This window comes from Enterococcus rivorum (assembly GCF_001742285.1).
Lineage (GTDB): Bacteria > Bacillota > Bacilli > Lactobacillales > Enterococcaceae > Enterococcus_L > Enterococcus_L rivorum.
Map to the genome: position 1 here is coordinate 37,069 of NZ_MIEK01000016.1, position 20,053 is coordinate 57,121.

Annotated in this window: 18 protein-coding genes and 1 pseudogene; all 19 read left to right on the forward strand. The window is 32.0% G+C overall.

Annotation, left to right across the window (positions count from 1 at the left end; translation table 11 throughout):
* The first annotated feature begins 173 nt into the window (after positions 1-173).
* The 19 genes and pseudogenes from BCR26_RS07115 (at position 174) to BCR26_RS07195 (ending at position 19,823) form a co-directional block, all read left to right on the forward strand.
* On the forward strand, positions 174-374 hold the full coding sequence (locus BCR26_RS07115; RefSeq protein ID WP_069698289.1) for a class II lanthipeptide, LchA2/BrtA2 family: 201 nt from the start codon (positions 174-176) through the stop codon (positions 372-374).
* A 46-nt stretch (positions 375-420) separates the two neighbouring features.
* Complete coding sequence (locus BCR26_RS07120; protein WP_069698290.1) at positions 421-621, forward strand: class II lanthipeptide, LchA2/BrtA2 family; 201 nt, start codon at positions 421-423, stop codon at positions 619-621.
* Between the two features lie 241 nt (positions 622-862).
* Entirely contained in the window at positions 863-3,640 is a 2,778-nt protein-coding gene (gene lanM, locus BCR26_RS07125; RefSeq protein WP_069698291.1) for a type 2 lanthipeptide synthetase LanM, read from the forward strand.
* Between the two features lie 201 nt (positions 3,641-3,841).
* On the forward strand, positions 3,842-4,570 hold the full coding sequence (locus BCR26_RS07130; protein WP_069698292.1) for a CPBP family intramembrane glutamic endopeptidase: 729 nt from the start codon (positions 3,842-3,844) through the stop codon (positions 4,568-4,570).
* Positions 4,571-4,618: 48 nt separating this feature from the next.
* Positions 4,619-5,362, forward strand: coding sequence for a flavodoxin family protein (locus BCR26_RS07135; protein WP_069698293.1), 744 nt, complete (start codon positions 4,619-4,621; stop codon positions 5,360-5,362).
* 40 nt (positions 5,363-5,402) lie between these two features.
* Positions 5,403-5,597: a class II lanthipeptide, LchA2/BrtA2 family gene (locus BCR26_RS07140; protein ID WP_069698294.1), complete on the forward strand. Its 195-nt coding sequence runs from the start codon at positions 5,403-5,405 to the stop codon at positions 5,595-5,597.
* 157 nt (positions 5,598-5,754) lie between these two features.
* A pseudogene (locus BCR26_RS07145) lies at positions 5,755-6,348 on the forward strand (ABC transporter ATP-binding protein).
* Positions 6,349-6,504: 156 nt separating this feature from the next.
* Positions 6,505-7,236, forward strand: coding sequence for an ABC transporter permease (locus BCR26_RS07150; RefSeq protein ID WP_069698295.1), 732 nt, complete (start codon positions 6,505-6,507; stop codon positions 7,234-7,236).
* 254 nt (positions 7,237-7,490) lie between these two features.
* On the forward strand, positions 7,491-8,177 hold the full coding sequence (locus BCR26_RS19090; RefSeq protein ID WP_069698296.1) for a DUF4135 domain-containing protein: 687 nt from the start codon (positions 7,491-7,493) through the stop codon (positions 8,175-8,177).
* A 23-nt stretch (positions 8,178-8,200) separates the two neighbouring features.
* Complete coding sequence (locus BCR26_RS07160; RefSeq protein WP_281186443.1) at positions 8,201-10,282, forward strand: type 2 lanthipeptide synthetase LanM family protein; 2,082 nt, start codon at positions 8,201-8,203, stop codon at positions 10,280-10,282.
* Between the two features lie 386 nt (positions 10,283-10,668).
* Positions 10,669-10,899 carry a hypothetical protein gene (locus tag BCR26_RS07165; RefSeq protein WP_069698298.1) on the forward strand — a complete coding sequence of 77 codons (231 nt, stop codon included), beginning with the start codon at positions 10,669-10,671 and terminating at the stop codon, positions 10,897-10,899.
* Between the two features lie 310 nt (positions 10,900-11,209).
* On the forward strand, positions 11,210-11,515 hold the full coding sequence (locus tag BCR26_RS19095) for a mersacidin family lantibiotic (protein ID WP_069698299.1): 306 nt from the start codon (positions 11,210-11,212) through the stop codon (positions 11,513-11,515).
* Between the two features lie 47 nt (positions 11,516-11,562).
* Positions 11,563-14,601: a type 2 lanthipeptide synthetase LanM gene (gene lanM, locus BCR26_RS07175; RefSeq protein ID WP_069698300.1), complete on the forward strand. Its 3,039-nt coding sequence runs from the start codon at positions 11,563-11,565 to the stop codon at positions 14,599-14,601.
* Positions 14,602-14,623: 22 nt separating this feature from the next.
* Positions 14,624-14,815: a mersacidin family lantibiotic gene (locus BCR26_RS07180; protein WP_069698301.1), complete on the forward strand. Its 192-nt coding sequence runs from the start codon at positions 14,624-14,626 to the stop codon at positions 14,813-14,815.
* 38 nt (positions 14,816-14,853) lie between these two features.
* Positions 14,854-15,021 (forward strand): hypothetical protein, encoded by a 168-nt coding sequence (locus BCR26_RS18500; RefSeq protein ID WP_169818867.1) that lies wholly within the window; start codon positions 14,854-14,856, stop codon positions 15,019-15,021.
* Positions 15,018-15,182, forward strand: coding sequence for a hypothetical protein (locus BCR26_RS18505; RefSeq protein WP_169818868.1), 165 nt, complete (start codon positions 15,018-15,020; stop codon positions 15,180-15,182). The genes BCR26_RS18500 and BCR26_RS18505 overlap by 4 nt, the downstream gene beginning before the upstream one ends.
* Before the next feature lie 9 nt (positions 15,183-15,191).
* Complete coding sequence (locus BCR26_RS07185; protein ID WP_069698302.1) at positions 15,192-17,363, forward strand: peptidase domain-containing ABC transporter; 2,172 nt, start codon at positions 15,192-15,194, stop codon at positions 17,361-17,363.
* Positions 17,364-17,394: 31 nt separating this feature from the next.
* On the forward strand, positions 17,395-19,410 hold the full coding sequence (locus tag BCR26_RS07190; RefSeq protein WP_211272289.1) for a S8 family peptidase: 2,016 nt from the start codon (positions 17,395-17,397) through the stop codon (positions 19,408-19,410).
* 11 nt (positions 19,411-19,421) lie between these two features.
* The gene (locus tag BCR26_RS07195; RefSeq protein ID WP_139124903.1) at positions 19,422-19,823 is read left to right on the forward strand and encodes a hypothetical protein; all 402 of its coding nucleotides are present in this window, start codon (positions 19,422-19,424) and stop codon (positions 19,821-19,823) included.
* Positions 19,824-20,053 lie beyond the last annotated feature (230 nt).

Genomic DNA, 20,053 nt, shown 5'->3' on the forward strand with positions numbered 1-20,053 from the left:
TTCAGGGTGGAAAATCGATCATTTAGGGTGAAGACCTATCGAATTCATGAAAATGAGATTATAGTTTAGTCATGGATAAGCAACACACAAGAAATTGATTAATTGCTATCTAAAAAATAGTTAGATTGACGTCGATAACTAATGCAAAGAATAAAAGAAAAGGAGAAAGAAGAATGAGTGAAAAGGATTTAAAAAAACTAACACAAGATGAATTGGAAAAGATGCAAAAAGCAATTGGTAACGTAAGTGAGGAAGAGTTAGAATCCATCGTAGGGGCTGGCGGAGATATGAATGCTGAAACAACATTCAAATGTGCCCAACTAGTTACGCAAGTGGTAACAGGATTATGGACAAAGCGCCCGTTTTGTAAATGATAATTCAGTAAATAATATTAAGAATTTTAAAATAGGAGGAATAGATATGAGTGAAAAGGATTTAAAAAAACTAACACAAGATGAATTGGAAAAGATGCAAAAAGCAATCGGTAACGTAAGTGAGGAAGAGTTAGAAGCCATTGTAGGAGCTGGCGGAGACATGAATGCTGAAACAACATTCAAATGTGCCCAACTAGTTACGCAAGTGGTAACAGGATTATGGACAAAGCGTCCGTTTTGTAAATAGTATTTGTACCCTGTATATATTTGAAAACTATATAAAGAGTTTCATTTTTTAAATGTTGGAAAAATTTCTTTAGGTATATTTTATATGTTTCAACTCTTAACTTTTGTGTGTAGATTTCATTCATACAAAAGTTAAGTTATTGTATCTCTTGAGCTTATTTTTCTAATTACACTAATATAAAAATAATATATTTGTTATAATTACATAAAAAATAATACTTTTAGTATTGGAGGGTAAAGAAATGAAAGAAACAATACTATTCCCAAATTTTTTTAAGCCATTTTATGAAATGCTCAAAGAAGAAATGCAGACAAATATATCAAAAAATGGTGATATAGAATTTCTATCAGTTTATGATAACTTATACCAGGAATTGTTTTCATTGAGTTATTTGACGTTGATTTATGAATTAAATAATTTTAGAGAAAATGATTTATTAGTAGGGGAAACTTCCGAGGAACGATATGAGTATTTTGAAAAGATGATTGGGAAACCGTTCTTTCTTGAATATATGGAAAAAAAGTATCCTGCTCTTATTACCTTAATGAACAGCAAGCTTAATCATATTATTAAATGTGTGAAGCAGATTGCCAATGCTTTTTATAGAGACCAAGTGATTCTTGAAAAAAATTTTGGAATTCCATTTAGGCATATAAAGGATATGCAGATAGGAGCAGGGGATAGTCATGAAAATGGGCAAACTGTTGCAATTCTTACAGGCGATTTTGGAAAAATTGTCTATAAGCCAACTAGTTTGAAGAACGATATTATTCTTAATGAATTAATTGATCAAGTTAATCCTATTTTAACAGTAAAATTAAAAAAAGTGAAAGTTCTCTCTAGGGATAATTATGGTTGGCAAGAATATATTGAACATGCCCCATGTAGTAGTCAAAAAGAGATGAAATCTTTTTACCATAGGTTAGGTTCTTATCTGTCCCTATTCTATGTTCTAAATGCTTCTGACTATCATAATGAAAATATAATCGCAGCAGGAGAATACCCTATTATTATTGATACAGAGACATTAATAACAACTGGTGTGGATACATCGATAGAGAATCGGTCTATCTACAACTTGCTACATGATAACGTCTTACGCTCAGGGTTATTACCTGTGCAGACTCAAGATAGCTATCTTGATATTGATATGAGTGGTCTAAGCGGTGGAGATATGAAATCTTCAAAATTTGAAGTATATGATATACAAAATAAAGGAACTGACCAAATGACTGTAAAAAAGGTATTATTGGAGAGTAAGATTGACAAAACTCATATGCCATTTATACCTGGAAAAGAAACAGATGTAATAAAATATATTGAGCTATTTTCCGCAGGTTTTAGAGAAACAATGGAGGCTTTGACAAGTAAAAAAGAGAGCTTAAAAATCTGGTTAAATAGTAAAAGATTTGAGAATACAAGTTACAGACAAGTTTTAAGGCCGACTTATGTTTATGGGAAAATATTGGATACGGGAATTTATCCAACATATCTGATTGATTCTATACAAAGAAAGAAATTATTTGAACGGGTCATTTGTCAAGAAGATAGAGAAGGGAATCAAAGAGAGAGAGATGAAGTAGCTGTTTTATTAGAGGGAAATGTTCCTGCATATGAATGTTACTACAACTCAACAGATCTATATCGGGGAGATGTGGCAATTCAGAAAAACTATTTTTCAGAATCACCAAAAAAAGTAATAGAAAGGAAAATAGAATCATTATCTGAAAAAACAATCCATTTTCAAATGAGATTAATAGATTGTTCAATATTGACCATATTGAATGATTTGAGTATTCCAGATGAGAAAATCCAAAGTATAAAAAACAAATATTCTGGCTTAAAAGCAAGTTTTGAAGCAACTTATAAAAAAATACTTGATTATGAAATAGTGTTACCAAATAAAAAGATAAAAGATATAGTTCAGGTAAGAGCTAGCGGAGTAAAATATATCTTGGGAGGTTCTAATTTTTCTCTATATGAAGGTGGAGGAATGATTTGGTCAATTTATTGCTATGGATTAGAGATTGATGATAGGGATATTCAGAATACTGCTATATGCTTATTAGAGAAAGCAGAGATAAATTATAAATCAAAAGGCTCTTCAGATTGTTCAGCATATTCTGATGTTTTAGGTGCTGTCTATTTATATTATAATTTTTTCAAAAGTACTGGGAATGAAGAGTATTTTTATCGCTATAGAAAATATCTGAATATCTTTAAAAAAGAAATAGACAGTTGTTTGGATTGGGATTATTTAACTGGAATTAGTGGAGCTATTCATTTGCTATCAAATATATATAAAGAACAACAGGATGACTGTTTAAAAGAGATTATTCTTTTAGGAGTAGAGAAATTAGAATATTTGTTAATGAAAGAAACGCCAGATTCTATGGGAATAGCTCATGGATCGACGGGTGTAGCCGTAGCATTTGCGGATATTTTTGAGATAACAAAGAAAGATCAATATATGGAAAAATCGTTTCAGTTACTTTTAAACGAGGGTGACGTTGAGGCTATTGAAAATAAATCATGGTGTTATGGATTGAGCGGAATATTATTGGCATACGCCAATATATTAAATAGAGCTGGACAAAGATTTAAACAATATGGATTAATTAATGAACGTTTTCACATTTTTTTAGCTGAATTTATGAAACTTCCAAGTAGAAACAATTTGTGCCTATGTCATGGAAGTAGCGGAGAATTAGAAACATTAAATGAACTATTGTCCAAATATTCTGATTTACTTTTAGAAAAAGAGTTTAAGTCTATAATTGAAAAAATAACTGAGAGAACAAAAATATTACCTGAAATAAATGGAAATAGTCTAGGAATTCCATTAGATTTACCACTAGATACATTTATGTTAGGGGCTTCAGGTGTTGCTTATACACAATTAAGATTAGTGAATCCAAGTTTTCCTTCACTGGTCATGTTGGATGTAATTGGTAGTAAAGAATTAAGAGAAGATATAACAGACTTAACAATTAAAAAAAGTGAAGTAAAATGCAGGTAGAAGGCATTTGTCTAGTAAAAATATTGTATTTACTTCAAAGAGAAGCCTGAAAGATGGAACTTATAAGAATTTAATTGAGGACAAAAATATTAGACGTTTTTCAAAGAATAGGTAATATAGTAAATATTTTACTTTTGAAGAGTATATACTGAACAGCTCAGTTTTTTGAGCATTTGTTAAAAATTGATAGGAGGAAAGGAAATGGAGTTAGAACATCTATCAAACGAAAAGAAAGTAAATAGGATACAAAAACAGGATAATGTGATGAAAAAACGTTCCCTTAGTGAAAATATCAGATTTCATACAAAAAATTTATTCATCTTCGTTTTACTCGTAGTGTTTACACAAGCACCAACCTTTATATCAATACTAATTTCACTGGTAGGAAAAACGTATCAGATAAATAAACTAGTAACGATTATGGTTTCATTAAGTGCTATGCTTATTATCTTTGGAATAAGTTATTGGTTTTCAAAAAAAATTGGGGTTGTTAGTAAGGAACGTTTTTTTGTTAAGAAAAATATAGTATTGATAGTTGTTGGGTATATAAGCATGCAAATTAGTAGCAATTTCTTTCTTTTATTGGAAAGCAATCAAGGAGGAAACCCAAATTTAGATTTTTATAAGAATATTCCAGGAATTTTACTTTTTTTTAGTGCAAGTATCATAACACCAATTCTTGAAGAAGTAGCATTTAGAGGTTTTCTAATGGGGTATTGGTTTAAAGATACTCCTAGGTTTGGCATGCTAATTAATATTGTATTGTTTACAGCTCTACATGTACCTAAAACTATTTTTAGTCTGTTCTTGTTTATCGGAACAAGTATTATATTCGGTACTATTTATCAGAAGAGTAAGCGGTTAGAAGTATCAGGAGTTGTTCATATGTTGAATAACCTACCTGCTGCTATTCAGATGCTGCTTTTTTAATAAATACTAAAGCGGTCGTGTTAATAACTGTTCAACTTGAGGTGGAAAATGAAAAAAATTGTTGCATTAATGGGCAGTCGAAGTAAAGCAGGGAATACGCTAAAGTTTACCAAACGTATTTTAAACGATTTGTCTCAAAGTGAATTCATTATTGAATATCTGTTTCCACAGGATTTTAAAATAAGACCATGTATAGGATGTCAGCAATGTTTCATTCGTACTAGATGTGTTCAAAAAGATGACCTTAGCTTATTGCAAGAAAAAATATTAAGTGCGGATTTATTTGTTATTGCTTCTCCTGTTTATCTTCATTATATGACTGCGGATCTTAAATTAATTTTAGAAAAGTCATCTTGGTGGGCGCACACTCTTAGACTCCAGGGAATGCCAGTTGTAATTTTAAGTACCTGTGGAACAAATGGGCATCATACTGTTATTAATGCTTTAAGTCAAATTATGAATTTTATGGGTGGGAATGTGATAGCAAAATCCAATGCCGCACAATTTCCTGATCAAATCAATAATGAAAGATGGCTTAAAGAGGTAGCAAGTGAAATTACTCACCGAATCATTAAATATACCGATAAGCATCCACAATCGAACAAATATTTGGAACAAGTGTTTTGTGACGCTAAATGGGCAATAAAGAAACAAGAAGAAGCTTTTAGACATGTGGAAAGTGAAAAGGGAGAATTAGATTATTGGAAGCAAACTGGAATGATTGAATTTGATAGTTTTGGAGAATATTTAGTGGCTATACAGAAGAATCAGGAAATTGGTTATAGTAGCTGAATTTCATAATAAAAATAATAAAATTTTAGGAGAAAGAAACATGAGTAAAAAAAACTTGAAAAAATTTACACAGGATGAACTAGAGCAAATGCAAATGGCGATTGATGAAGTAAGTGAAGAGGATTTACAAGAGATTGTAGGTGCCGGTGGAGATATAAATCCAGAAACAACTTATCGTTGTGTGGCAACAGGAATTCTTACAGCACTGAAATCAATTCGTCCATTTTGTAAATAATTTCTAGTAATAAATACAAATTCTAAGTTCTTTTGAAAAGCTGATTATTTTATTGACTAGAATAATCAGCTTTTTAACAAATATTTTTTACTAGTGCATCACTATACTGGTATAGGCAAACTGTTTATTTGTTTACTCAAAAGAGGAGGTAAGGCTAATGGATAAAAAAGTAAAATTGAAAATCGATCATGTGTCGAAAAAATTCAAAGAGTATACAGCTCTGAGCGATATCAACTTTGAAATAAGGCAGGGAGAATTAGGACCATCTGGAGCAGGTAAGACCACTACAATCAAAATTGTGACGGGACAATTGAAGCAAACAGCTGGAACGGCAACGATTTTAGGTATGGATTCCAGAAAGATCAATAAAGAAATTTATCAACGAATCGGAATTGTATCGGATAATAGTGGTTTCTATGAGAAGTTAAGCGTTTATGAAAATTTGAGGTTCTTTGCAAGATTATTGAATGTTCCCTTAGTGCGTGTGGACGAGCTATTGAATCAAGTAGGACTTTATGAGCATAGAAAGAAGAAGGCGAGTAAGTTGTCATGAGGACAGGGACAGCGTTTAATACTGGCAAGAGCTATTTTGCATAAACCAGAAATTCTCTTCTTAGATGAACCAACTAGTGGGCTAGATCCAGCAACCGCTGAAGGGATTCATAAACTATTGCTTGAATTTGGTAGTCCTGATGAACTTTGTCTTAAATATAATCAAAATGTCAGCTACGATATTCGTTTGAGAAATTGAGAATTTCATCAAGTTGCACAACAATCAGAACATATTGCACAGGTGAGTGAGTGGTTGACTTCGGATCAGATAGAGACAATTCATTCTAATGAGCCATCATTAGAGAACGTATTTCTAGCGGTTACAGGGGAGGAATTAGTATGAATAGTGTTATCAATGAAGCGAGTTTTGGTATTATCAGAAGCGAAACTGAAGAGTTTTTATTATAACAAGTTGATAGGAAGCTACTTACTTTTTCCGCTAGGAATTGCATTAGTCCTGCAGTTTCTTAATGAACGAATCAATAATAGACCATTATCTTTAGAGGAATTGACTATGTGTATCAACATTGCGGCAGTTTTAAACGTAGCGTATGTTGCATATGTTACTCCGGCGACCTTATTAGCTGAGGAAAAAGAAAAAAATACGTTGAGAGTATTAATGGTATCCAGCATAAGTGGGTTAGAATTCTTCTTAGGTAACTTATTACCAATCGTGTTGGTCAGTTCACTTGTTCAAGCTGCTATTATCCCATTGTTAGGTATACAATTTTCTGTTGGACAATTTACTATGTATATGATTATCAGTCTTATTGGGATAGTGAGTAGCACGGTTTTAGGTATGTGTTTTGGTATTTTATCAAAGAATCAAATGAGCGCAACATTGATTACAATGCCTTTGACAATGCTTTTGATGTTTATCCCACTGTTGAGAAATTTGTCTCCGACAATGAAGACAATCTTAGATAATTTATATACAGGTGTTCTGATGAAAGCAATCCCTAAATTATTGGCTAATGAACAATTCAGTTTAAGTATACAAAATTGGTCAGTCTTGATTGGTGAACTTCTTTTATCGATAGGGTGGTTTTTATGGTTGTATTCAAGAAATGGTTTTGATAAAGATTAGTTAATAGCTGGAGGAGAAAGTCACGGAAGGTATAAAATAGTTTATTAATTATCAATCAACGAGAGTTATCGCGCCTAGTCGGAAAAATATTGTGATAAGGTTGTTGAGGATCATATAGCACAATGGACTAGTCGTAGATCACTATGTTCAAAGAAAATTTTTTATGAGTATCTTGAATTGACAAATGTTCGAGAAGAGGAGTTCAATTTGGGAATAAAACCGTTGGATTCTGATGATAAAAAGCTTCTTTATTTATGCTTGAAAAGCAAAACTGGTTTTTGGTAACAAAAGAGATATTAGCACAAGAGGAAATAGACTATGATAAAATAGAGGCTATAGATTTTTCTTATGCACTTCGTTACCATGTCAATTATTTTAAACAGAAGGTTAATGATTATGCCTTGCCTTTTCTGGAAATTGAAGAAGAAAACAAAAAGAAATTTTTAGAACATTTAGCGAAGGATTTGTTTTCTATTAGTATCAAAACCTTTGTATCTGATTTACATAAACACAAAAAAAAGGCACCTTTTGCAGGATCCAGTCCAGAAGAGCGTTATTACTCGTATTTAACGGATAGATTTGGCTCGATTAGTAGTATTCAGCAATTTTTTTTCGAATATCCAGTACTTTGTCGCCTACTTACAGAGCGTTTAGAATTTCATTTAGATAATTATATCCAGTTTATACAGGGAATTGAGGAATCTATTGAAGAAATAATAAAAGTATTTTCGGTGAAAAAACCTTTCAAATTGGAGGTGTACAAACTAGATGCTGGAGACAGTCATTGTAAAGGGAAAGGTGTTATTATTTTCAAAATCAATGGTAGAAAGCTAGTATTCAAATATAAAAATCTACTGTTGGTGAAAAATTTAACGAATTTCTTGGTTTTGTGGAAGAATAAACGGGTTCTGATTTTTATAAAGTATCACGTATATACATAGAAAAGTATACAATCGAAGAATTTATAGAAAGTGAAACTTGTGATACCGAGACAGAAATTTCGACATATTATTATCGTTTTGGAGAGTTTACTGCTATTTGTTATTTTCTGTGTAGGAATGATTTTCATGCTGAAAATATTGTAGCAAATGGGAGCTTTCCTGTTCTTATTGATATTGAGACTTTGCTACAGAATGACAATCCCTTAAATGAATTGGATTTTGTATTTTCAATAGCTAATTTAAAGAAAATGCAATCTGTTTTACCTACAAGCCTGCTCCCAGCAAAATATTTTAGCAATCGTTTAGAACCGAAAAATGGAGAGAAGCAGGATGGTCTACAGATGAGTGCTTTTAATGGAAAAGGTCAGATGTTACCTTTTAAAGTACTCCAGTTGATTAATCCTGGTACGGATGAAGTTCGTTTTGATTATAAAGAGCAGTGGATGGAAGCTTCGAACAATCTTCCTGCAATGCTGGACAGAGAGATAAAACCAGAGGAGTATACTGGGTTCTTACTTCGTGGTTTTACAGATCAGTATGTATTTTTTATGGAAAATAAAGAAAAAATCATAAGGAAAATAAATGACTTATTTGCAAATGTTGAAGTGAGAAATGTATTGAAAGCAACACAGCAGTATCTGGATATGATCAATTATGCGTATCACCCTAATTGCATGATGGATTACGCAGAACGGGAAAAGCTTTTCGAAAATCTTTGGGGCTTCAATTATAAAAATAAGTCCGTAATAGCATTTGAAATTGATGATTTACTAGTAAACGATGTACCTATATTTTTTAATAATGCTTCAAACAAAGGAATCATAACTAGTGGTGGTAGGATAATAAAAGGATACTACAATAGAACTGCTCTAGGAAGAATTATTGAGCGCATTTCAAGTTTAAATAAGGCGGACTTCGATTATCAGAAGGTACTTTTAGCTACTTCTTTAGGTATATATGATGGTGAAGAATGTACCTGTTCTCTTGGTGTAACTCCTTACACTCAATTGGAGAAAATTGTTAATATAATTGTTCAACGTAGTGTCAGTGATAGTAAAGGTAATAAGTCTGTATTTCAAGATTTTCTTATTGATAATGGTAAAAGAGAATTTGGTACATTACCAGTAGATTTTTATGATGGAAGCTCAGGAATATATACATTCTTACTTTATTATAATGAATATTATCCTAATCAAAAAAATAAAATTTTTTTAGATAGTTTAGAAACAATACTGTTTGAGCGATTACCGGAGACATTTGCTTCTTTTAGTGTTTATCAAGGAAGTTTGTCTTTGTTGGTTCCGCTATATCATCGCATTCGACTTTTTCATATGGAGAAGGATAAGAATAGGGCTTTTTTGATTGTTCAGTCACTTCAAAAAATGCAGATTGATTTGATATTTCAAGAAGATTGGTTATCTGGTGTCGCAGGATTGATTACTGTATTGGTCAATTTGTATACTGAAGCTACAAATAGAGAATTTTTAAATTTTGCACAGGAACTTGCTGGAAAAGTTACACTTGAAACTGTAAAATTATGTGGACTATCTCGTGGGTATTCAGGAGTAGCTGTAGCATTGAATAAATTAAATATGTTGCTTCCTAATAAAGCTTATAGTCAATTAATATCGGACTGTTTAACAAAAGAAAGACAATATTATACTGATGGTGTTTGGGCTGATTTACGAGAAGGAAAAAATGCAACTGCACAGTGGTGTCATGGATGTGCTGGAATCGGAATAGCTCGATTAGAATTAATTCAGTCTGGAAATGAAGATATTCTGCTAAAGCAAGAATTGGAAACGTGTATAAATACAGTGTTAGATACAACATTAGAGAAAGATAGTTTGTGTCATGGGAATTTAGGCAATCATGCATTTTTGATGAAGGTTTTACAGACCGGTATAGTAAGTGGAGTAAAAGAGCACAAGATTCGAAAAAAACTTGTTTTGATTGAAAATAAGTTGTTGTTTGATGGTGTAACAGTTGAGGGAATGAGTGGGTATCCATTAATTGGTTTGATGAATGGTTTATCTGGTATAGGCTATGAATGGCTTCGTATCCTGACTGACTATGCAATCCCTGATTTATTGATTTTTGAATAGAAAGTAGTGGATTGCTTTCTAAATTTAGTTACATTTATTTTACATCAAAGTAAAATAAATAAAGAAGAGAAGAAAAATGCAGCAAATGCTAGTTTAAATCTTGGATTCTTGTCATATACAGGTTTGGCAGTGAGTAATTTATTCAACGGAAGAGGAATTCTAATTAATTTAAGCATATTAGAAGCAGAACATTTCAATCGATGTTATATTTAGTCTTTTACTTTGTAGAAGTTAGAAGATATTCAATGGCAAAAAAATGTAATATAAGAGAAACTAGCCATTTCTGCTTAGCTTGATAACAAGAACCTATTATGTATTGAACAATCTATCAATCGCTGGCTAATCAATCAAATTTTTCGGAAATTATTTAAAATGGGGGAAGAAAATTGAATTCATTAAAAGGGAAAAAAGCGTATTATTTTATATTAACAACTGGATGTGGCGCTGTTGCAGGGCTCTTTCTTATAAAAATATTAAAAAATCTACAGAATGTTTCTGTGACAGAGATTGCTATTTTCTTTTTAGCAATAGTTTGTGTGATTTTATGTATAGATGTATTTAGTGGTACAAATAAATCGAAGCAAAGAATCGATGTAAGCTCTGCTAAAGAAAAGTAGTCCGTAAAAGTAGAACTATTAGAACAATCATTTCGGCTAAATACTCTGAAATGGTTGTTTTTTTATGCTCAAATTTCAGAAATTTAGTTCAGCTTCTGTTGCAATTAATAGACATCCATCCAATAAGTGATTAAAAAATGTGCGTTCAGGTTGGAAAAACAACCATTCAGGGTGAACCCCTATTAAAGTAGACAAAAGCTGACTATAGTTAAACTATAGATAGAAAATCTGACGATTAAAATCACTATCTAATGCCGTTGATCGATGACAGGGATAGTTAACTAGCAAATGGAAAGGTGGGTGAAAAACTATGTCAGCAAGCTTTAATAAAGAGTTGTTTATGGAGTTGGCAAATTTGATTAAGGATGATATGGCTCTATACGTGAATACTAGGGAAGAAATGGAGCTGTTCATAAATAAGCATCCAGAACAATACAAATTGTTACTGAAGAAGGCTCAAGCTGCATTAGAATTATCGGTTAGTGGCGGTTCGTTTGAGTCATTAAGTGAAGAGGAAATGAAAGCATTACAAGGTTCTGGGTCGGTAAATGAAGGGACTACTGTTGTATGTCTGGCTGTAGAAGCTACTTTAGGTTCTACAAAAAATAATTTGTAATACTTGAACGACTATTTATCCCCAAAATAGATAGGTGGTATAAGTAAATGGAGAAATTAAATCTAGTAAAGTCCTTATCTATTGCAGAACGGATGCAAATCTTATTACCTCATTACAAGGGTAAAGAAGATGAAATAGAAGATCAGCTATCAAAATGGCAAAAAAGAAAATCTTTATGTAAAAAACAACATTTTGAGGAATATACTCAATTATTAGGCATTGATCCTAAAGAATTTAACATTGGGATTAAACGATTAAATTGCAAAGATAAGGAGCTTTTATGGAAACAATTGCAAGGGAAAGCTTGGTTTAAATTAAACCAAAAAATATTTGCTGAAACGGAGTTAATGTCTCAAATTAAGCCTGTTGATTTTACCTATTTTATTCGTTTTCATATGAGTTATTTTCGAAATCAGTTGGAGAAACAAACATTCTTAAAGTTTAGACTTGATGAGGAGAGATTGAAACGATTAGTTGAACATGCACAAAAAGATTTGTTGTCAATTAGTTTAAAAACATTAATTTTTGATTTACATGAACAAAAAAAGACAGTCGTTTTTGGCGGTGATTCTTCTGCAGAAAGATTTCGTTTTTATCTGATTAGAAGGTTTTCAACCGTTCAGGCCGTTGAAAATTTTTTAGAAGAGTATCCTGTACTATGGCGGCTACTGGCTGAGCGGTTACAGTTTCATATCGATAATTTCATTTTTTTTAACAAAAGCTTAGAAGCGTCTTTTGAAGATTTAAAGTGTTTGTTTAACTTTTCGACACCGGCTAATATTTTTATCGATTCTTTAGACAAGAGTGATAGTCATGAAAAAGGTAAGACAGTGATTCTGTTTGAAATCAATGAACAAAAGTATGTATTCAAATTTAAAAATCTTACAATCGGTCAGCAATGGAATAAATTTTTATCAATTATTGAACAGAAAACGGGAAGTTCCTTTTATCAGGTCAAGAGATTCACTGCGACAGATTATACAATAGAGGAGTTTATCGAATCGGTTCCTTGTATGTCCGAAGAAGAAGTAGCCAACTATTATTATCATTTTGGTGAGTATACAGCAATTTGTTATTTTTTATGCGGTAATGACTTTCATTCAGAGAATATTGTAGCTTGTGGGGATAGGCCAGTAATTATCGATATTGAAACGCTTTTGCAAAATGATAGTCCACTGTTGGAAACAGACAGTCTCTACGCTAAGGTAGCTTTGAAAAAAGAACAATCAGTATTATCCACTAGTTTGCTTCCGATAGCCTGTTTTTCTAATCGAATTGAACCCAAAGCTAATAGAGAGAATAGTAATGGTATTGAGATAAATATGAGCGGTTTTAGCGGTGGGAAGCAATTGTTACCTTTTAAAGTATTGAAGCTTGTGGAAGAGAATACAGATAACGCTCATTTTGAATATGTTGAACATCATTTGGGAGAGAAGGAGAACATTCCTATACTTAAAGATAAAAAAGTTAACCCTATGGTTTATGTTGATAGTGTTATGAAAGGTTTTATAGATCAGTATGATTTTTTTGTCACTAATAAGCAATTTCTCATTAGAAAAATCAAAGAGTTATTTGGAAATACAATAGCCAGATGTATATTAAAACCAACACAACAGTATTATGACATGCTTAATTATGCTACACATTCTAGCTGTATGAGAGATTATTTAGAACGAGAGAAGCTTTTTGAAAATCAATGGGTGTTTTCTTACAAAAATAAATTATCAGTTAATTATGAAATTGAGGATTTATTGACTAACGATGTGCCGATCTTTTTCACTAATGTCTCTAAAAAGAATTTATTTACAAGTAGAGGGGAAGAAATCAAGAATTATTACTCTAGGACAGCACTAGATCGTGTACAAAACAGGATTGAATTTTTAAGTGAAGAGGATAAAAACTATCAATTGATAATGTTGAATACTTCTTTAAAAAATTATTGCAACGAACGATTTAACTATTTATTAAGTGACAGTCCAAAAAAACAATTGGAAGATATTGTTCAACATATTTTGAAGCGAGGAATCATGGACAATGAACAGAAAAAAATATTATTTTTAGACTTTATTTTGGAAAATGGCGAAAAAACTTTTGATATATCTACAATTGATTTTTATGATGGTTTGGCAGGAATCTATGTATTTTTTCTTTACTATAACAATTATTACTCCAATCCAAAAATGCGAAAGTTAATTCAGAATTTAGAAAACAGCTTATTTAATGATAGTGAAACCCAATTGATAAGCTATAGCGTGTATACAGGTAAGCTATCAATGCTGGTAGCCTTATATTATCGGTATTTACTGAGAAAAGACAAACAAAGCTTAGCATTAGCTCTAACTCTTGTAGAGAGAATTAGTAATAAAGTAACCGAAATCAATTATAAAGTAGACTGGTTGACAGGAACTTCTGGATTAATCAAGCTTTTAGCAGAATTTTATAAGTTGACAAACAATATAGTGTTCATTAGATTGGCAAAGCAACTGGCACTTAAGATTAAACCTTCAAAGGTTGAACATAATGGATTATCTCATGGCTACTCTGGTTTAATAGTTGCACTAAACGAGCTACGCCAGCTTTTAAACGAAGATCATCAGTATGCGCAGATGATTCAGGAATGTTTAATGAGAGAAAGAAGCAGTTTTAACGGGAAAATTTGGAAAGACTTGCGTGAAAATGTAGATTTCACTATTCAATGGTGTCATGGCTGCACAGGGATTGGTTTGGCACGTTTAGAATTAATGCAATCGGGTTTTATTGATGAGAGGATTCAAATGGAGCTAGTTGCTTGTGTAGATAGTGTTCTCTCTTCTGATTTAGAGGATGATTGCTTATGCCATGGTAATACGGGGAGTTACATTTTTTTATCGGAAGTGTACAAAACGGGATACATGGATAAGGTAAGGAATCGTCAGATTTTACAGAAGTTAGCAAAAATTGAAAGTAAATTGTTATACAAAGGAATAATGCTTGAAGGAATGAAAGCTTTTCCTAATTTAGGATTTATGTCAGGGATGTCAGGAATCGGGTTCTATTGGTTACGTATTTTAAATCCTGAGATCCCGAACATACTATTGTTAAAATAAAAATATTAAGGAGATAGCAACGATGACAAATAAAAATAATAGAAAAGATAGATTGAAAAAAGCAAAGCTCTCGTCAAAAGAAATTTCTGGGAGTAAATTTGAAGATTTGAAAGAGGAAGACATGAAAAAAGTTCAAGGACAAGGAGATGTGAGACCTCAAAAAAGAGGCATCTGGGATATCTTCACTTCGGAAGGGAAGTACAATTGCCGTTAACGAATAATTGTCAAATCTTAAAAAAAAGGAGGCTTTATATGTTCACTAAAAAGAAAAAAAAGTTTAGTCCTGTTAAACTTAAAGAGGAGAACAGATTAACCGAGGACGAATTGAAAGGCGCAATGGGTAGTGGTAATGCTCAAGTACGCTACGTAGCAGATGAATTTATTCAATCTAGAATTTTAAAAGGGAGGGGTATGAAATGAAAATGAAGTTCAAAAAGCAATTTGAAAAAAAAGAAAGAAAATTTGAGGCACTTAGTAACGATACTATGAAAGTGATTGTTGGGTCAGGAAACGAGAATAGTCATTCTATTCCGCCAGAACTTTTTGAAGCAATGTTTGTCAACCCAGCAAGAATGAAGTAGGCGATTATTATGAGTAAAAAAGTGAAATTTATTGAACAAAGTGAACATAGTGAGTGTGGGATTACTTCGGTTACGATGATTTTAAACTATTTAGATTTAAAAGTTAGATTAAGTGATGTAAGAGATCACTACGGAGTTCCTAAAGGAGGAAACACATTATTCCATTTGAAATCTATTTTCCATGATTTTGGCGTTGATTCTATTGGGGCTAAAATTGATAATCCAACTTCATTTTTTAAGGAGAATAATACGCCTTGTGTTCTATTTTGGGATTTTAAACATTATGTTGTTTTTGAAAAATTTACAGGTAGAAAATTTGTAGTGGTAGATCCAGCTTTGGGACGTAAAAAGTATTCAATTGAAGAGTTTAAACAACATTTTTCCAATTTTGCATTGTTGCTGAATGGAGTCGACGAATCAATTGAACCACCAATACAATCAAAAAAGCAAAAAAACATATTGATAAACATTTTAATGAAAGAAAAACATTTAGTTTTTTCAGTCATTTTACTGACGGTGCTAATTCAAGCTTGCGGTTTAGGCATTCCAATCATTACGCAACGAGCAGTTGATAACTATCTTTTAGTTGCAAAAGACATGACCCAGAGTTCGATATTGATTGCTGTAGGATTTGTGTTCATTTCATACTATTTGATGCAAGTAGGCAGAAATTTAATCATCACTAAATTTCAAATTTATTTTGACAAAAATTTGATGACAGGATTCATGAAAAAAATCATGTCACTACCTTTAAACTTTTTTGTCAACCGTTCAACAGGAGATTTGATTTTTCGTTCTAATTTAACCACATATATTCAACAAATATTAAGTAGTCAATTGATTACTACTGTAATTGATATTGTTTTTGCGTTAGCTTATTTTTCGTTAATGCTTAGCTATTCGGTAGAGTTGACGATGATAAGTTTGGCGGCAATTGGGGTCATTTTAACCTCTTCATTAATTAATTCAAAAGCATTCCAAGCGATCACAGATAAAGAAATTTCTACCTATTCAAGAGTGCACAGAACGTTAGTAGAGTTGTTTGAAGGAATGGAGACAGTAAAATCGATTGGAGCTGAACCTCAGTTTTATGAGAATTGGGAGAAGGATTTTAAAAGTCAGCTAGATATTCAGAAAAAAAAGAGTCATATTACAGGTTGGATTGGAAATATTTCTGTTAGTATGCAGTTTGTATTACCGTTGTTGATTACAGGATTAGGATTATTTGGTGTAAGCAAAGGAACTTTTAGTATTGGAGAATTAATCAGTTTTAATACAATTGCACTTTCTTTTGTTGTTCCAATCATCACTATTATGAACTCCTACACGCAGTTATTAGTTTTGCGTTCCTATTTTGGTAAACTTTCTGAAATTTTAGAACAAAAAACAATTACTGATGAAGAAAAAGCAATTGAATTTGATGAATATGAGTCAATAGAATTAGAAAATCTTAACTTTCGTTTTAGCAAATTTGAAGAACCCATTTTAAAAAACATTAATTTGAAAATTGGAAAAAAAGAAAAAGTTGCAATTGTTGGGCCAAGTGGTTCTGGGAAAAGCACACTACTAAAAGTACTTTCAGGATTGTACTTACCTACATCGGGAAACATTTATCTTAACAACAAAAGTATGAATTTGGTGACCTCAAAGAGTGTTCGAAAAATGATTAGTGTAGTGAATCAAAATCCTTCAATCTTCAATTTAAGTTTAAAGGACAACATCTTGATGAATAGTTCCAATGTATCGGAAGATTTACTTACTAAAGCGATTAATGATGCACGAGTAGATGAAATAACTCGGATGTTGCCTATGGGAAATGAAACATTAATTTCCGAAGGTGGTATGAATCTTTCTGGTGGACAAATGCAAAGGATTGCGATTGCTAGAGCATTAGTAAAGCAGCCTAAGTTAATGTTGATGGATGAACCTACTAGTGCATTAGATAATATTTCTGAAAACTACATTATGAACCGAGTGAAGGAAAATGATTGTCCTTGCGTGATAGTGTCACATCGATTGAATACAATACAACATTTTGACAGAATTATCGTCATGAATCAGGGGCAAATAGTTGAAGATGGAACGCATGAAGAGTTAATGGATAATCAAGGTTTGTATAGTTATATTTATTCAGGTAATACTAATGTAGATGAGATCGTGGGTGAACAAAGTGCGATTTAGAAAGAGCAAAGTAATTCTTTTTGCAATTTTTATGGGAATTTTAATTTTAGGTTTTCCAAGTTCTGTGATGTCAGAAAATACGCCAGAAATGCAGATTGATTTGCTATTAAAGGATTGCATTGAAATAGATTCAGTGAAGCAAGAAATACTAACAATTGATTATACGGCTGTTTTTGAAGAAATACCTGAAATACATTTGTTGCGTGTAAAGTCAAACTCCGAAGCAGTTAAACAGGAAATTAAAAAAAATGAAAATGTTGAATTGATTGGCAAATTATCAGATGTTTTTATCGAAGACAATCGTTTGATTAAACAAAAATCGTTATTAAAAAATATGATTATTCCTGAGACAGTAACTTTTGAATCGGATGAAGCTGATGAATTGGCTATTCTTGAGGAACTTGCATGGTATAAAAATACGATGTTGGAAGATATGCAAATATTGGAAAAGTCAAAAGGTCAAGGGGTCCAGATAGGTTTGATCGATAGTGGTATTGATATTTTGCACCCTTTGCTCTCCCCAGTAGTAGATATAGCTAAAGCGAAATCATTTGTTGATAATGACTTATCTATTAAAGATAGCAACGGTCATGGAACGATGGTTGCAGGTATTATTGCTCAAATCGCTCCACAAACAAAAATTACACCATACAGAGTTCTCTCCTCGAATGGTGGGGACTCATTTTGGACATTAGAAGCAATGATTCAAGCAGTCAATGACGATCAAGACATTTTAAACATGAGTCTTGGTACTTATAAATATGAAAATATTGCAGATGAAAAAATCACGATTGAATCTTTTGAACGAGCGGTAGATTATGCTCTAAAAAACGATGTAGTTATTGTGTCCTCTTCTGGAAATAAAGGATTAGATCTAGACTTAGAATTTGAAGATAAAGAGTTGAGACATTTACCTGGGAGTGTTCCAGGAGTAGTCTCAACGAGTGCCTTAACTGCTGATAATATTTTAGCATCATATAGTAATATTGGAAGTAATATACAACAGTCAGCTCCTGGAGGTGACTACGTATTTGTTGATGGTCAGCTAGATGCCAATCAATTAATCTATACATCGTATCCTACAACATTAGATAACACGCTAGGTAGTATAGGAATTCCTCAAGGGTACATGTTTAGCGCTGGTACCAGTTTAGCTGCTCCTTGTATTAGTGGAATTTTAGCAGATTATATTTCTTATTATAAAAAGCTGACAGGAAGTTCGCCGATTGTGAATCAAATAAAAGAGGATTTAGCTTTTTCAAGTATTGACTTGGGTATAAATGGAAAAGATAAGCTATATGGTTATGGGTTACCCAGAGTAAAAAATATGTATACTAAAGTTCCAGATAAAATATCACCAACAGGTAAATTTAAAGAGCAGGTTATAGAAGTAAATGAACCTAGAACTGAAATAGATTTTGTAACAGAGATTCAGGATAACTCGGATAGCGAAGTAATTGTAAGTTATCTAGAAAGACCTAAGTTCTCTGAATTAGGCAAGCAAGAAGTGAAAATTCAATTGAAAGATAACAGCGGTAATCAGACAATATTGGTGGGAACAATAGTAATAGAAGATACTAAAGCGCCGACAGGGATTTATAAAAATATAAAAGTGATTAAGGGAGAAGATATCAAACCTGAGATGTTCGTAGATCAAGTTACAGATAATCACGATTCGAAAAAAGTAAAGATTACCTTTGAGAATTCAGTTGATACCAATCAAGTAGGGGAAAAAGAAATAGAAATTCGTTTAAGTGATTTTTCAGGTAATTTTATAATTTTAAAAGGGAAATTAGAAGTATTGGAATTGATTGAGACAAAACCAAATATAAATTTGGCTAAGCGTGAAAGTATTGCTAGCTCCAAGAAAATATCTGATGAAAAAGCCTCAAACAATGATGGAGACTCAGATAAGGATAAGAATTTAAACTCAAGAAAATCTTTTCCTAATACTTCTGAAAAAAAAGTTAGATTTTCGATTATAGGGTACTTATTATTAGGAGTTAGTTTATGCATAGTAAGTAGCCGTTATGGAAGTGAACAATAATGAAAATATTTGTGAACATTTTTATTTCTGACACAAGTTTTTTTAGAAGGTTTTGGCTTAAAAAAGCAACTAAAAAAATTGCTGCCCAGTGTGAAACAACAAAGGATTATATTCAAACTTGTAAAACATTAATTGAAGTGAAACAAAAGTTAGCATTTTCTGGACCGAATAATCTCTATATTTTACATGTAGATTTAAATAGTGAAGAGGATTTAGCAGACTTGAAAAAAATTCGGGAAAAAGACTGCCTTGGAAAGTTTGTATTATTTGTTGAAAATGTTGAGAATCTAGGTGTCTTATTTGAAAAAGGAATAGTTGCCTTAGATTACAAAGAAATTAATAGCCCAAGGCAGGAACAAATTGAGAAGATTGAAGAAATTTATAATTATTTATTTTTGGATAAAGTTAAATGAGCATATCACAATGCGACTATTGCTTTTTTATTAATTATGAAAAAAAACAAAAAAACTAGGATAGTTTTTAGAGGCTGCTGAAAAAGTTAAATAATTAAAGTTGTATAAAGCGATAGCTGTTTTATACAACTTTTTTTGTTTGCCCGGCATGGTCAAACTCTAACGGGTTAAAGTCCCGAGTACGTCCAAGTAACGGAAAGTACCTAGTCGAAAACAAGGGTGTCCATGGT

What these genes read in the sequence shown, in the direction of transcription:
- BCR26_RS07140 (WP_069698294.1), top strand. Translation starts at nt 5,403, where the DNA reads ATGAGTAAAAAAAACTTGAAAAAATTTACACAGGATGAACTAGAGCAA.
- BCR26_RS07190 (WP_211272289.1), top strand. Translation starts at nt 17,395, where the DNA reads ATGGGAATTTTAATTTTAGGTTTTCCAAGTTCTGTGATGTCAGAAAAT.
- BCR26_RS18505 (WP_169818868.1), top strand. Translation starts at nt 15,018, where the DNA reads ATGAAAATGAAGTTCAAAAAGCAATTTGAAAAAAAAGAAAGAAAATTT.
- BCR26_RS07120 (WP_069698290.1), top strand. Translation starts at nt 421, where the DNA reads ATGAGTGAAAAGGATTTAAAAAAACTAACACAAGATGAATTGGAAAAG.
- BCR26_RS07180 (WP_069698301.1), top strand. Translation starts at nt 14,624, where the DNA reads ATGACAAATAAAAATAATAGAAAAGATAGATTGAAAAAAGCAAAGCTC.
- BCR26_RS07115 (WP_069698289.1), top strand. Translation starts at nt 174, where the DNA reads ATGAGTGAAAAGGATTTAAAAAAACTAACACAAGATGAATTGGAAAAG.
- BCR26_RS19090 (WP_069698296.1), top strand. Translation starts at nt 7,491, where the DNA reads ATGCTTGAAAAGCAAAACTGGTTTTTGGTAACAAAAGAGATATTAGCA.
- lanM (WP_069698300.1), top strand. Translation starts at nt 11,563, where the DNA reads ATGGAGAAATTAAATCTAGTAAAGTCCTTATCTATTGCAGAACGGATG.
- BCR26_RS07135 (WP_069698293.1), top strand. Translation starts at nt 4,619, where the DNA reads ATGAAAAAAATTGTTGCATTAATGGGCAGTCGAAGTAAAGCAGGGAAT.
- BCR26_RS19095 (WP_069698299.1), top strand. Translation starts at nt 11,210, where the DNA reads ATGTCAGCAAGCTTTAATAAAGAGTTGTTTATGGAGTTGGCAAATTTG.
- lanM (WP_069698291.1), top strand. Translation starts at nt 863, where the DNA reads ATGAAAGAAACAATACTATTCCCAAATTTTTTTAAGCCATTTTATGAA.
- BCR26_RS07130 (WP_069698292.1), top strand. Translation starts at nt 3,842, where the DNA reads ATGGAGTTAGAACATCTATCAAACGAAAAGAAAGTAAATAGGATACAA.
- BCR26_RS07150 (WP_069698295.1), top strand. Translation starts at nt 6,505, where the DNA reads ATGAAGCGAGTTTTGGTATTATCAGAAGCGAAACTGAAGAGTTTTTAT.
- BCR26_RS07185 (WP_069698302.1), top strand. Translation starts at nt 15,192, where the DNA reads ATGAGTAAAAAAGTGAAATTTATTGAACAAAGTGAACATAGTGAGTGT.
- BCR26_RS18500 (WP_169818867.1), top strand. Translation starts at nt 14,854, where the DNA reads ATGTTCACTAAAAAGAAAAAAAAGTTTAGTCCTGTTAAACTTAAAGAG.